The sequence below is a fragment of the Sphingobacterium sp. BIGb0116 genome (assembly GCF_024808035.1).
In the GTDB taxonomy this organism is placed as follows: Bacteria; Bacteroidota; Bacteroidia; order Sphingobacteriales; family Sphingobacteriaceae; genus Sphingobacterium; species Sphingobacterium paramultivorum.
Genome location: NZ_JANUDT010000006.1, coordinates 125,718 through 140,228, shown reverse-complemented (window position 1 = coordinate 140,228; position 14,511 = coordinate 125,718). Strand labels below are relative to the sequence as shown.

Sequence of the window (14,511 nt, the reverse complement as noted above, 5' to 3'; positions counted from 1 at the left end):
CACTTGTTTTACTCAGGTACTGCCGAATGGGACTGCGCTACACAAAAAAAGGCCCCTATACCAGTATAGAGGCCTTCCGTTATAACTACCGAGATTATGCTTCGGCGTATTCTTCAATTGAAGGACACGAACAAATCAATGTACGGTCACCTTGAGAGTCGTTCACACGACCTACTGAAGGCCAGAATTTACGTTCTCTTACATACTCCAATGGGTATGCGGCAGTTTGACGACTGTAAGGTCTGTCCCACTCATCTGCTGTTACAACCGAAGCTGTATGTGGTGCATGTTTCAGTACATTGTTAGCTTGATCCACGTCTCCTGCTTCAACCGCAGCGATCTCTTCACGGATAGCAACTAATGCATCACAGAAACGATCCAATTCAGCCTTAGACTCCGATTCAGTAGGCTCAACCATCAATGTTCCTGCAACAGGGAAAGAAACAGTCGGTGCGTGGAAACCATAATCCATTAAACGTTTTGCAATATCTGCAACCTCTATACCGAAGTTTTTGAATCCACGGCAATCTAAGATCATTTCGTGTGCACAACGTCCGTTAGTACCTGAATAAAGTACTGGATACGCATTTTCTAAACGAGCTTTAATATAGTTTGCATTTAATATTGCTGTTCTTGTCGCATTTGTCAAGCCTTCACCACCCATCATTGAAATATAAGCGTGGGAAATAAGCAAGATTGATGCTGAACCAAATGGAGCTGCAGAAACAGCTGAGATACCCTCTTCACCAGAAGTCGAAACCACTTCGTGGTTAGGTAAGAAAGGAACTAAGTGTTTTGCAACACCGATAGGTCCCATACCTGGACCTCCACCACCGTGAGGAATACAGAATGTTTTATGAAGGTTCAAGTGACAAACATCGGCACCAATATGCCCTGGGCTTGTCAACCCAACCTGTGCATTCATGTTCGCACCGTCCATATAAACCTGACCGCCATTTGCATGAACAATTTCACAGACTTCAATGATTGACTCTTCAAATACACCATGTGTAGAAGGATAAGTCACCATCAGTGAGTTCAAGTTTGCAGCATGTTCAGTCGCTTTTGCTCTTAAATCTGGAATATCGATATTTCCTAATTCATCACATTTCACAACGACCACTTTTAAGCCAGCCATAGAAGCAGAAGCCGGGTTTGTTCCGTGTGCAGAAGCAGGGATCAAACAGATATTACGTCCATGATCACCACGGCTCTCATGGTAAGCACGGATAACCATCAGACCAGCGTACTCACCTTGTGCTCCTGAATTTGGTTGGAAACTCATCTTCGCAAAACCGGTAATTTCAGACAACCAATCGTTCAATTCACCGATCATTTGCATATATCCAGAAGTTTGATCTGTCGGAGCAAATGGATGTAAACCGCCAAATCTCGCCCAAGTAACTGGCACCATTTCAGCTGTAGCATTCAATTTCATCGTACATGAACCCAATGGAATCATCGAGTGGCAAAGCGATAAATCTTTTGCTTCCAACGATTTGATATAGCGCAACATCTCATGCTCAGAATGATAGCTATTAAAGTTTGGATGTGTTAAGTAAGCAGAAGTACGTACTAAATCGGCAGGAATTGAAGAACCTAAATTCTCTTCTAATGCATCGAAATCTACGTCATTCAATGTTTTACCTTGAATTTTAGCAAATACTTTGACAATCGTTTTAATATCTTCGTATGTAGTTGTTTCGTCGATAGCAATTGAAACTTCCGAACCATTATAATAGAAGTTTAATTCGTTATTTAATGCTTCAGATTTCAAAGCACCAGCATGAGCACCTAAGCCTACACGTAGTGTATCAAAATAAGCTGCATTCAATTGCGTATAACCCAAGGACTGTAATGCTTGATCCAACAGATTGGCCAATGCATTGATACGTGATGCTATATTTTTGATTCCTTCTGGGCCATGGTACACGGCATAGAAAGAAGCCATAATCGCTAAAAGAGCTTGTGCAGTACAAATATTTGAAGAAGCTTTATCACGACGGATGTGTTGCTCACGAGTCTGCAAAGCCATACGCAATGCATACTTGCCATTTGAATCGGAAGTAACACCAATAATACGACCAGGGATATTACGTTTAAAGCTGTCGCGTGTCGCAAAATATGCTGCATGAGGACCACCAAAGCCCATCGGTACGCCAAAACGTTGTGAATTACCAACAACAACATCTGCACCCCATTCTCCCGGAGGCGTTAACAATGCTAAACTCATCAAATCTGCCGCAGCACATACTGTAATATTCTTACTGTGAGCCGTAGCTGCAAATGATTTATAATCAACAATAGAACCATCCGCTGCAGGATATTGAACAAATACAGCAAATACATCATCTGTTAATTCTGATTCAGCAATAGCCGCAATTTTAAGTTCAATACCAAAAGACAAGGCACGGGTCTTCAATACATCAACCGTCTGCGCATAGGCATTGTCCGACACCAAGAATACATTAGCATCTTTATTTTTCCGAGCTGAATAAAGCATAAACATGGCTTCAGCTGCAGCCGTAGCTTCATCTAACAAAGAAGCATTTGCAATTTCTAAACCTGTGAAGTCACAAATTACAGTCTGGAAGTTCAATAAAGCTTGTAATCTACCTTGTGCGATCTCCGCCTGATAAGGTGTATACTGCGTATACCATCCTGGGTTTTCAAATACATTTCGTTGAATTACGCCCGGAAGGATTACATCGTAGTAACCTTGACCAATAAAAGATTTAAAAACTTTATTTTTCTCAGCGATTTCCGCAATACGCTTTAAATAGGCTACCTCAGACAATGCTTTAGGAAGATTTAAAGGTTTTGGAGCACGAATTTGAGAAGGGACCGTTTGGTCAATAAGTTGGTCAATTGACGAAACGCCTAATTTAGCCAACATTTCATTCGCTTCAACTGGACTTGGGCCATTGTGGCGACTTTCGAATTTTTCTTGGAAGTGTATATTGCTCATGTGTGCAAAAAGTTAACGCTTATAGATAGTTAGCGACATAATAATTAGGCAATTAACTCTCTTATAAACAGTCGTTTTTTGGATGAGCAAAGATAGCAAAATAAATGACTGAAAACGAAGCAAAAAAGTGGATAAAAAGTCAGTTTTACTGAGCTACTGAAATGCAATCGATTGTCTTTGTCAATTAATTTTTGGAATAACCTCAAACATACAGATTGTTCATTATAAATATAACAAACAATACAACAATCGCTTGCTACAATTTTAAAAAAACACAGGGTTATCTGTTATTTCACCTACGCATTTCTTTCATTACTTCACTATTCTTTTTTGCAATGCCAATGAATTTTCAATAAATTAGTATATGTACCAATTGTAAAGTGACTTCGAAATAACGATATACACTTTTTTACTAAGAACAACTGATATCAAGGGTATTTTGCTATCAGGAATCTTAACAAAGAAAACATTATCCAGCTAGGGAAGGATCTCTTTTGACAAATGTAAATTATCACAAAAAACGAATATCATTTCTTTTTAACGAATATAAAACAGCGAAGTAACGATTATAAACCATGAGAAAACAGGTAACAGACAGCGTTCTTTTAGTAAGACCCTCTGTCTTCCGTAAAAATGAACAGACTGCGGTCAACAATTTCTTCCAAAAGGATATCGAAAATCTCAGTATAGAAGAAGTCAACAAAGAAGCGCAAGGAGAGTTTGACGCGCTAGTAAATGAATTGAAGTCACATGGAATTTTGGTGACTGTCATTCAGGACGACGAGAAATCAGAAAGCCCCGACAGTATATTCCCCAATAATATTGTCTCCTTTCATCAGGATGGAAAAATAATTTTCTATCCCATGTTTGCTCCCAATCGTCGAAAAGAACATTTATTGGATTTCGAAGGTCCATTGAAGCAAAACGGTTATTATGTAAAACTAACCAAGGATCTCAGTGAAGCCGAAAACAATAAGCAATATTTGGAGGGCACTGGCGCACTTGTCTTGGACCGCGCTCACCGTGTAGCCTACTGTGCCTTATCGGAAAGGGCAGACCGGGATATGCTCGACGAATACTGCAGGACTGAAAACTACACACCTGTTGTATTTCACGCCTTCCAAACTGTCAATGGAGAGCGGAGACCTATCTATCACACCAATGTGGTGCTAGCCGTAGGCGAAGACTTTGCCATCTTATGCCCACAGGCAATCGATAATCAGGCTGAGCTCCAAACCCTACTGAAGAGTCTAAAAGATACAGGCAAAGAGATCATTGAAATCAATGAGAACCAACTCGAATCTTTTGCAGCAAACTGCCTCCAGGTGAGAAATAAATATGGCAATCGTTTTATTGTCCTAAGCAATCAGGCTTTATCTTCATTGACTTTATACCAAACAGCGCAATTAGAAAAGCATGGTAAAATCATCCATCAAGATCTACATGTTATCGAGACATGTGGTGGTGGAAGTGTACGCCATATGATGGCTGAAGTTTTTCTTCCGAAAGAAAACATACTGAGCTAGTCCCAAGCATAATGATGCAGTTAGGCTGCTCTTTTTAAAATAAGCCTATTTTACCTAATCAGGCTTATTTAATAGACAAATAAAAATGCCCCTTGGAGCCATTGCTCTCAGGGGCATTATCTTTTCTAAAACAATCTAATTCCTATTTCTCCAGTCAATTTAGAACGAATACCTCAAACCTAATTGGAATTGGTAAGGATTCCCTGAAGGCGATACAATACCAGAGTTGTTCAATCTATAATTGAACTGTTGCTTAACAGGGTCGAATGCAGGAATTTCGGGATTTCCATTTGCTGCCGCTGTTTTTGATACAGCATACAACGATTGATTACCTAAAGATTCATTGACTCCCCAAGTTTTCTTAAAGAGATTCGCAACATTGAACACGTCTGCTGAAAGCTCTAAAGCATGTGTTTTGTAAAGGTTGAATTTTTTAGCTATTCTTAAATCAATCAAACCATAAAAGCTATTGATACCGCCATTTCTTTCGGCCATCTTACCTTCGTACTTTTTAATATAATCTTTCAGACTTTGACTGGCTTCACCATTCGCCAACAATGCATTCATGGCATCAGCCAAAGCCTTTGGTGTATTTGTACTATTGGGATCGAAAATAAAGGCTAAATCATTCGAATTGGATACAAAATCGCCATTGATATTACCTCCAGCAAGCAAGCTGTAGCGTGTTCCACCAATTCCCGAATAACGAACCCCTACACTGACACCATAAAATGTAGGTAGTGTACCATAAATAACAATTTTATTTCGGAATTGATTATTCGAATAACTCATCTTACTCAAATCTCTTGGATCATCTTTTACCGCCAGCGATAGGGTCGCTGTATTGGCAACATTTCCATTGTAGGATGTGTTATCTTTCGCATCGTTCCACGTGTAGCTTACAGAAATCGATCCGTCTTTGTAGTATTGATAACTCGCGTCCAATACAACTGCAAACTGATTTACTTTTCCTTCGGAATTTAATTCTAACACGCGTCCAAACTTATTGGAAATCCTTCCCTGTTTCCAATCTGGAACACCATTGACAATAGCCGTCGCTGGTACGAATACCCCACGATTATCTTCATTCGCCAATCTAAAGAACGGATCTTGAACCATATTACGATCAACATACATGTAGTTGTTGCGTCCTAGATTCATATATCCTGAAAGACTCGCTTTTAACTTTTCCGTAAAGAAATGTGTGTAAGATACATTGGCCTTGTACACCACTGGTATTTTCGCATCAGCTCCATAGGTGTTGATCGTTGGCACCTGAAATTGTGCCAGGGTTGGCGTTGTTGACGGATCATTTCTGTACCCCACAAAATTAGGTGTAGGCACATCGTTACCACGAACATCCACTGTCGCAAAATGCTTCCCATCAAAAGTTAAATTATTGATGGTCATATAATTATTAATATCAGATGCAAAAATACCTGCTCCTACACGGAAAAAATCTTTTCGTTCTTCATTCACATCCCAAGTCATCTGGAAACGAGGCTGTACAACAAAAGATTTCAACTTGTGATCTGTACGTACCCCCACTTCTTTCAGCAATTCTTCATTCAGTGGAGAGGTTGGATAATGACCATAATCCAATCGTAGTCCCGCAACCAAATCCAATCCTTTCGCCAATTTGGTCTGCAACTGTCCATACGCACCAGCATTAAATATCTTACCGATCACAGTTGGATCGGCCACCAAAGGGACCTCCCGGTAAAATGCATAAGGTTTTAGGTTTGCAAAATTTTGCAATGCCGTATTGTTCGCATCGTCCCTAAAATGAAAACGTCCGTTGACTTCACTTCCGTAAATCGAATTTGCATGTGTATACATCAAATCCACACCAAACGTGTAATTGATATTATCTGTACTGTAATAAAGGTTATTGACCAACTGTACGACATTATTCTTAAAGGACTCCTGTGCAAACCGGTGACCGCCTAATTGAATATTGGTCGACAAATTACTTCCGTCAATGGTAGACACCACATTCTCTACAATGGCACGGGGAATATTTTGACTAGGCAACATATCTCCAGGACTACTTTTTTGAAAAGTATAAAGATGTTGCAATTTCAGTTCATTGGTAAGCTTTGGGGAAATGGAAGTACGTAAAGTTGCTAAAAAACTGTTATCAATATTCTTGTCATTTCCGTATGATTCATATAAATTGATGGCGGTATTATCCTCTAGACCAAGCTTATTGAGGTCACTTGTAAAGTTATTCCGTATTGTCAATAAGTTCTTTTCATTGATCTGCCAATCTATACGACCAAATATGGCATCAGAATTTCGTTTCTTATCGAAAGAACCATATTGCCTATCATTACTCAATCCATATTTTTCACGTCCTATACGGATATACTCATCTAGGGTCGATTGTGTAACATTGAAACGCTTTTCATCTGCTGGCGAATTGATATCGGCGATAATCAAGGGGCGGGCATCGCGTTGATGATCCCAAGCTACAAAATAATGCAACTTGTCTTTAATGATGGGACCGCCTAATGTAAATCCATATTGATAAGTAGAGAAATCATTGCTTCGTTTATTTCCTCTAATATCGTATGGGCTAGACAACCAATCGGCCCTTGAATAAAGCCATGCGCTTCCGTGCGTTTGATTTGTTCCTTGTTTGGTTACCGCACTGACTGTTCCTCCCCCTGCTCTTCCATAAGTCACATCATATTGGTTGGTGACCACTTTAAATTCACGAACGGCTTCTATTGAAATGGAGAACGGAGCACCACTACGACTGGTTGTTGAACCTGCAGAAGTCGGGTTTTTGGCATTCATACCATCAATCGTAAAATTAGTAGAGGAACCCAACTGACCACCGATATTATCTCCCTTACTCAAAGGAGACAGGTCCATCAGCGAAGTAAAATTCCGACCGTTGACAGGCAATTTCGCAATATCCTTGGCTGTAACCGCTGTAGCAGCACCTAGATTTTCTATTTTGTTCTTTAGGGTACTTATTCCTGTTAATTCAACCGTTTCTAATACATTTGAGGTATTTTGGATAGGAATCCTCAGGCGGACCATATCGCCTTGATTTAAATTAAATCCCGAACGCACTTGTTCGCCATAGCCTATATAAGTTACTTTGATTGTGTAGGGGCCGCCTAAAGGCAACTCCTTAAAGTTGAAATCGCCATTTGCATTGGTCGAAGTCTTCGTTGTGAAACCCGTTGATTCATTACGTACTTCAATTGAAGCTCCGTGAACTCCTTTATCATTTTCGTCCGTAATCTTGCCGGAAAACCCGGCTTGGGTCGTTTGGGCGTACAAACCTGTTCCAAGCGCAATGGCACATGTTGTGAGTAAAAATTCTTTCATTTAGTTGTTGGTTGTGATAATGAAAGCAAAACTACACTGGAACTGTTAACAGGAGCTAAACGAAATATTATGAAATTATAAACAAAGCATTTTAAAATATATATTAATAAAAATGAAAGCACTTTTGAAAAAAACAAGGCAATATCGGAACATGCAACAAAAGCATTTTAAATAGGGATAGAAATAGACCGTATCTGCAAAAAGTCTACATGATTCGTAAAAACCAACAGAAATGATCCGAACCGAAGGTCTTTCTTGCGAATAACATCACAAAAAAAAGTCAGCCGAAACTGACTTTCTAATACAAAATTGTAAACTTAAAATCCAATGGATTAAAGTATTTGTAAAGATCCCTAAATAGGTTATCTCCGTATTTGACATAGAGTAACGCGAAATTTTCAGACCTTTCCTGTAGTCCTCCGCCAGGAAAGAGCTTTTCCTTCACATTATCAATATCCGTTAAAGCATGTTGATGATTTCGCTTTTCGGCTTTCATCAGCTTTTTCTCTAAATTATTGATCGCTTTTTTTAACCGCGCTTTTACGGCTTCGGTACTAGGACCCAAACTTGGATCTATTTTATGAGTTCGTAACCTTATCTTACCAAAAATAGCGTTCAGCTCCATCCATTCGTCATTGAGATTCAGACGTTCTTTAGTATGGCGTCGAACATATTCTTTTTTCAGCACTTCTGCCGGACGAAAGATACTCTTAAACGTTAGATCAACGCGAAATAATTTAGCCGCAATGTTGTCCTCTGTTATCATAGCTGAATTGCGCGGTATCAAAATTGGAAAATCTACCTGATATTGGTCAAAGTTAGACTTCAATTGCATCCAGTAGACCATTTCGGCGCCACCGCCAATATAAGCAAGATTGGGAAGTATAATTTCTTGATACATCGGACGCATAACCACATTTGGACTGAAACGCTCTGGATAATGATCAATCTCATGTTCAAGCTCAGCCTTCGTAAAATAAATATTCTGGTGCAATACTTCGTATCGACCATCCGCAGCGAGCACCAAGCGCTCCCTAAAGTCATCCGTCAAATAAAAGAAATTAATCTCACGAGCATGCACTTGGGTAGAGAAACCATTTGATTCCAGCTCTTCCGATCGCGCTGTTATTGCCTTAAAGCTTTTTTCAGATAAGATATCTTCCTTAATAATTGGCTTGAACAGTTCCTTCAATTCCCGGTCATCCGCATCGACGATCAAAAGACCGTAAGACTTAAACAACTCATTGACCATATACCGTGTTGCATCTGCTAATCGATCATGGTTCAAATAGGCTTCTTCCACAATCCGTGTAAGTTTAGTCGAATTTTCGGAAAGCCCTAAAATATTTGTGTACTGCTTCACAGCATCAATGATCGTTGCTGTATCCATTCGCCCGGTAGCAGAAACTGCAGGTGTATCCCAACTAATTTTCTTACCGAAGACTTTCGTATGGTTGATTTCTTCAAAATCATGATCTTCGGTCGCCATCCAATATACAGGAACAAAATTTTTATCGGGGTGTTTGCTCTTCAAATCTTCGGACAAACGTATTGCCGTCATGATTTTAAAAATAAAATACAAAGGTCCGGTAAAAATATTGAGCTGATGTCCCGTCGTGATGGTATAAGAATTCTGGTCGAGCAACAGCTCTATATTGGCAGCTACAGCAGGAGAATCCTTTAATAGCTCACCATATTGATTTTTAAGACGCTCAACAAGAATCTCCCGGTGTTCAAATTTCTTCTTTTCGTTCAATTGCTTTTCAAAACCAGCCCAAGTAGGCCAGTTTCCAACAAAAGATTTTAAGGCTTCATCATGCGCCAAATAAGCCAATAAAGTCTTAGAGAAGCTATTTGTTTCACTATATTCAATATAAGTTGCCTTCATCTGCAAATTTTATTAATTATTCTCTATTCTTAATTGATAACGAGAATCCCCCAAAGCAAGCTGACATGGCAGTGCATCTTTTTCGCTAAATAGAACCTATTTTCAATTTTAATCAGAAGGAGAATTCACCATGAAACGACAGGCTTTCTTGAATCTGATTTTAAACGGCTATAGATTGTTTAAAATGGGGATTGTACGCTTACAAATGTATCTAGTTTGCGTCGACAAAATAGTGAATTTTCACAAAAAGCTTGTCCCGCTTTTAAATTATATCATTTTACTGACAATTGTCTAAAAACAAACGGGCCTCCTTTATTCAAAGGAGGCCCGTTTGTTTCTATTATCATCTATAAGCTTTTAAACTTATTTCCTTACAATCTCACCATATAGATCGAAATCTTCAGCTCGGTCGATTTTTACCTGAACAAAATCACCAATACGTGCATAAGAATCTACAGCAGGAATCAAAACCTCATTGTCGACTTCTGGAGAATCGTATTCTGTGCGGCCAATAAAGTAATCGCCGTCTACCCGATCAACCAATACTTTATACGTATTGCCCACTTTGGACTGATTGATATCATACGAAATACCTTGCTGTACTTCCATGATAGCTTCCACACGCTCTTCTTTTACTTCCTGTGGCACATTATCCTCTAGCGAATGTGCGTGCGTCTTTTCTTCATGAGAATAGGTAAAACAGCCTAACCTGTCAAAACGGGTCTCTTCAACCCAATCCAACATCTCCTGGAAATCCTGTTCAGTTTCACCTGGATAACCACAAATTAATGTTGTACGCAACGCGATATCTGGAACTTTGTCACGTATTGCATTGACAAGATCGATCTGTTTCTGTTTCGTTGTACCCCTTCGCATAGACTTCAACATCGGATCAGATATATGTTGCAATGGCATATCCAAGTAATTACAGATATTTGAACGTTCATTCATGGCGTCCAAAATATCCATTGGGAAACCCGAAGGATAGGCATACTGCAGTCTGATCCATTCGATACCATCAACATCTGACAAATGGCGCATTAAATCAGAAAGATTGCGCTTTCCATAGATATCTAAGCCATAATAGGTCAGATCTTGTGCAATCAGAATCAATTCTTTCGTGCCATTCGACGCGAGAAATTTTGCTTCTTTCACAAGATCGTCAATGGATTTGGAAACGTGTTTACCACGCATCAAGGGAATTGCACAAAAAGAGCAGGGACGGTTACATCCTTCAGCAATCTTAAAGTAAGAAAAATGCGAAGGAGTTGTCAATAAGCGTTCGCCCAACAATTCATGCCGATAATCAGCACCAATGGATGACAATAGCTCCGGCAAATCATTCGTACCGAAAAAGGCATCAACATTGGGGATTTCAGACTGCAGCTCTGGCTTATATCGTTCAGAAAGACAACCTGTAACGATCACTTTATTGATTTTACCCTGATCTTTTAGATCCGAATATTGTAAGATCGCATCAATTGATTCCTGTTTGGCATTATCAATAAAACCGCAGGTATTGATGACAACAATATCATTCTCCTGTATATTGGATGCTTCATGAACGACTTCCATCTGATTGCCCTTTAACTGGCCCATCAGGACTTCACTATCGTGAATATTTTTCGAACAGCCCAAGGTCACCACATTGACACGTGGTTTATTGATCAAAGGCGCTGGTTTCGCGTATTTTGTCTTCATATGATTAGAAGGTAGACTCTATTTGAAAAGGGAGTCCACAAATTCCTTTTTGTTAAACAACTGAAGATCACCTATTTTCTCTCCTACACCAATGTATTTCACCGGGATCTTAAATTGATCAGATATACCAATAACCACCCCACCCTTAGCCGTTCCATCGAGTTTAGTCAATGCTAAGGCATTCACATCCGTTGCCTGCGTAAACTGCGTACATTGCTCAATGGCATTTTGTCCTGTCGATGCATCCAAGACCAACAAGATTTCATGTGGTGCACCTGGAACAACCTTCTGCATCACATTTTTGATCTTCGTGAGCTCATTCATGAGGCCAACCTTATTGTGCAAACGGCCTGCGGTATCAATGATACACACATCTTCACCATTTGCCACTGCCGATTTCACGGTATCATAGGCCACTGAAGCAGGATCCGAGCCCATTGCCTGAGCGACAACACGCACGCCAACACGCTCACCCCATAATCTAAGTTGATCAACAGCAGCTGCCCGAAAGGTATCCGCTGCCCCCAATACAACTTTGCTTCCAGCTTGTTTCAGCTGATGAGCCAGTTTGCCAATGGTCGTTGTTTTGCCAACCCCATTAACACCTACAACCATAATGACATATGGTTTATGATCGCCATAATTGAAATTCTCGAAATCAGCACTATTGTTCTCTGCCAGTAGCGTTTGAATTTCCTCTTTCAGGAGATTGTTTAGCTCAGAAGTAGAAACGTACTTATCGCGGGCAACACGGGCTTGTATACGATCAATGATTTTTAAGGTAGTCGTAACCCCAACATCAGAAGTAACCAAAACTTCTTCCAGATTATCCAGCACATCGTCATCTACTGTTGACTTACCAACGACAGCTTTTGTAATCTTGGAAAGAAAGCCTTCTTTTGTTTTTTCCAAACCTTTATCTAAGGCCTGTTCTTCTTCTTGTGTTTGTGGTTTTTTCTTAAAAAAATCAAATAATCCCATGGAGTGTAGTAGTGAAAATTGATGTTCAAATATAAACAAATGTCTGCAACAAAAAAAGCCCTTTCGGTAGGATACCAAAACGGCTATTTTTATCGAATTCTTTTTAAAGAAAAACTTTAAAAAAGGAAAATGCTACTAGTTATTTTTGAGCTGCTGCAACTGCGTCTTTCACTTTATCGTTGTGAACCATACCTTCTTTGAAAGTATACGCGCCAGTTTTTGCAGATTTAGTAGTAATAATAACCTTTGTAAATTCTTTACCGCCACCTTTTTGTAACGATGCAACTGCTTTCTTTGCCATGGTATATTAATATTTTACTTAGCGTCTCTTTCAAGTGCTAAGATGTGTGACTTACTTAATTTCTTTATGAACAGTAACTTTTCTCAATACTGGGTTGAATTTTTTCAATTCCAAACGCTCAGTTGTGTTCTTTTTGTTTTTAGTAGTGATGTAACGAGACATTCCCGGAAGACCACTTTCTTTGTGTTCAGTACATTCTAAGATAACTTGTACTCTATTTCCTTTTTTAGCCATTGTTTTACTTTATTTTGATCCTATTATAGGATTGAAATTCATGAATAATCTTAATGTAACAGGCGCGACAATCAATTAGATTGACCCTTTAACGATAAATTTATTGATCGCTGCTGTAATCCCGTTCTTGTTGATAGTCTTGATAGCAGAAGTAGATACTTTTAACGTAATCCAACGATCTTCTTCTGGAATGTAAAAACGTTTCGTTTGTAAATTTGGATAGAATTTACGTTTAGTTTTAACGTTTGAGTGAGAAACGTTATTTCCTGTTAACGCCGCTTTGCCTGTTAAATCACAAATTCTTGACATGATATTATTTTTTTGTTGTCTTTATTACAATATGTTAATCCTTTGCACTCTCTGCAAAGAGTTTGCAAATATCTATATTTTTTTTTGGATAAGCAACAAGATAATGGGAATTATTTTTAAAAATAGTTCTACACAGGAATGGTAAGGGCAAAAATAAAGGATTTTATTGTATTATATTTGCTCTGTAAAGAAAAATAGTTTTCAACAATTCACATTTATGAACAAATATCTTCGCAAGGGCTTAAGGGAAATAATCATTGGTGTCGTCCTTGTAATCTTGGGATATTATCTCATGGAACAGCGCTCCAATTGGTATAAACTCGCTATGCTTGTCGGAGTTATTGCATTTAGTATCGGTGTCCTGACTTTAATCTATCGCATGATTCGTAAGGTAGACCGAAATGCCATTATTGAGATGCGTGAAGAATCGCATAAAAAAGATAAAGAAGGAGATGCTGAACAAAACTAGGGGTATAGTCTTAAAAACAACCAACTATTCGGAAAGTAGCCTTGTGGCACAGCTATACACCGAACAGTTTGGCATGCAATCCTATCTCATTACTGGCGCAAGGAAGCCTAAAGCAAAGATCAAGGCCAATATCCTTCAACCCTTACATTTATTGGAAATTGTCGCTACACATAAAGATAATGGTTCATTACAGCGGATCTCCGAAGCTCGTCAAGTCCCTGTTTTGCAAGAAATTCCTTATGATATTGTCAAAAGCTCGCTCGCTCTTTTTCTAAATGAAATACTCTATAAAATTCTGAAGGAACAAGAAACTGACCATTATCTTTTTGAATTCATCCACCAATCTATCCGTTGGCTGGATGAAACGCATTTAAATCTGGCCAATTTTCACCTTGTTTTTCTAATCAAGCTAACCCGTTTTCTCGGGTTTTATCCAGCTGAATCTAAGCAGGCCCACCCTTATTTTAATCTTCATGAAGCTACATTCTCAAATAGCCTTCCTGAACATCCACTTGTATTACAGGAACCACATACGTCAATTTTCAGAAATTTAATCGAGTCCGAATATTCGAATTGCGATCGCATCAAAATGAGCAGTTCTGATCGTCAATTCCTATTGGAAAAAGTGCTCGACTTCTATCGTCTGCACCGTACAAATTTTAAAGAAATAAAATCACTCTACATTCTTGAAGAGATTTTTAGATAATTAAGCCCAAGTTTCCTATTCAAAAGATCCAACAGGCGCTCTTTGGATAATAGGAAATAAATATCCCCTCTGAAACGCTCAAC

The 14,511-nt window shown here is 39.0% G+C and carries 11 protein-coding genes; 3 read left to right on the top strand and 8 right to left on the bottom strand.

The window, feature by feature from the left end; all coding sequences use genetic code 11:
• Positions 1–94: 94 nt before the first annotated feature.
• Positions 95–2,968, bottom strand: a complete 2,874-nt coding sequence (gcvP, locus tag M2419_RS15560) for an aminomethyl-transferring glycine dehydrogenase (protein ID WP_153845318.1) — start codon at positions 2,966–2,968, stop codon at positions 95–97.
• 575 nt (positions 2,969–3,543) lie between these two features.
• Here gcvP and ctlX point away from each other — a divergent pair.
• Entirely contained in the window at positions 3,544–4,494 is a 951-nt protein-coding gene (gene ctlX, locus M2419_RS15555) for a citrulline utilization hydrolase CtlX (protein ID WP_153845317.1), read from the top strand.
• Positions 4,495–4,653: 159 nt separating this feature from the next.
• On the opposite strand, the gene M2419_RS15550 is transcribed toward ctlX, so the two are convergent.
• The 7 genes from M2419_RS15550 to rpmB form a co-directional block, all read right to left on the bottom strand.
• Complete coding sequence (locus tag M2419_RS15550; RefSeq protein ID WP_153845316.1) at positions 4,654–7,839, bottom strand: TonB-dependent receptor; 3,186 nt, start codon at positions 7,837–7,839, stop codon at positions 4,654–4,656.
• Positions 7,840–8,137: 298 nt separating this feature from the next.
• The gene (bshC, locus tag M2419_RS15545; RefSeq protein WP_153845315.1) at positions 8,138–9,727 is read right to left on the bottom strand and encodes a bacillithiol biosynthesis cysteine-adding enzyme BshC; all 1,590 of its coding nucleotides are present in this window, start codon (positions 9,725–9,727) and stop codon (positions 8,138–8,140) included.
• Between the two features lie 363 nt (positions 9,728–10,090).
• Positions 10,091–11,428 carry a 30S ribosomal protein S12 methylthiotransferase RimO gene (gene rimO / locus M2419_RS15540; protein WP_153845314.1) on the bottom strand — a complete coding sequence of 446 codons (1,338 nt, stop codon included), beginning with the start codon at positions 11,426–11,428 and terminating at the stop codon, positions 10,091–10,093.
• A gap of 18 nt (positions 11,429–11,446) precedes the next feature.
• Entirely contained in the window at positions 11,447–12,409 is a 963-nt protein-coding gene (gene ftsY, locus M2419_RS15535; RefSeq protein ID WP_153845313.1) for a signal recognition particle-docking protein FtsY, read from the bottom strand.
• A 139-nt stretch (positions 12,410–12,548) separates the two neighbouring features.
• Entirely contained in the window at positions 12,549–12,710 is a 162-nt protein-coding gene (locus M2419_RS15530; RefSeq protein WP_153845312.1) for a DUF4295 domain-containing protein, read from the bottom strand.
• A 51-nt stretch (positions 12,711–12,761) separates the two neighbouring features.
• On the bottom strand, positions 12,762–12,944 hold the full coding sequence (rpmG, locus tag M2419_RS15525) for a 50S ribosomal protein L33 (RefSeq protein ID WP_002998409.1): 183 nt from the start codon (positions 12,942–12,944) through the stop codon (positions 12,762–12,764).
• Between the two features lie 75 nt (positions 12,945–13,019).
• Entirely contained in the window at positions 13,020–13,253 is a 234-nt protein-coding gene (rpmB, locus tag M2419_RS15520; protein ID WP_046672597.1) for a 50S ribosomal protein L28, read from the bottom strand.
• A gap of 217 nt (positions 13,254–13,470) precedes the next feature.
• Between rpmB and M2419_RS15515 the strand changes: the two genes are divergently transcribed.
• Both M2419_RS15515 and recO read left to right on the top strand, forming a co-directional pair.
• Complete coding sequence (locus tag M2419_RS15515; protein WP_120335659.1) at positions 13,471–13,722, top strand: signal peptidase; 252 nt, start codon at positions 13,471–13,473, stop codon at positions 13,720–13,722.
• A complete protein-coding gene (gene recO, locus M2419_RS15510) occupies positions 13,706–14,428 on the top strand; it encodes a DNA repair protein RecO (protein ID WP_088159768.1) in 723 nt (240 codons plus the stop codon). The genes M2419_RS15515 and recO overlap by 17 nt, the downstream gene beginning before the upstream one ends.
• Positions 14,429–14,511: the final 83 nt, after the last annotated feature.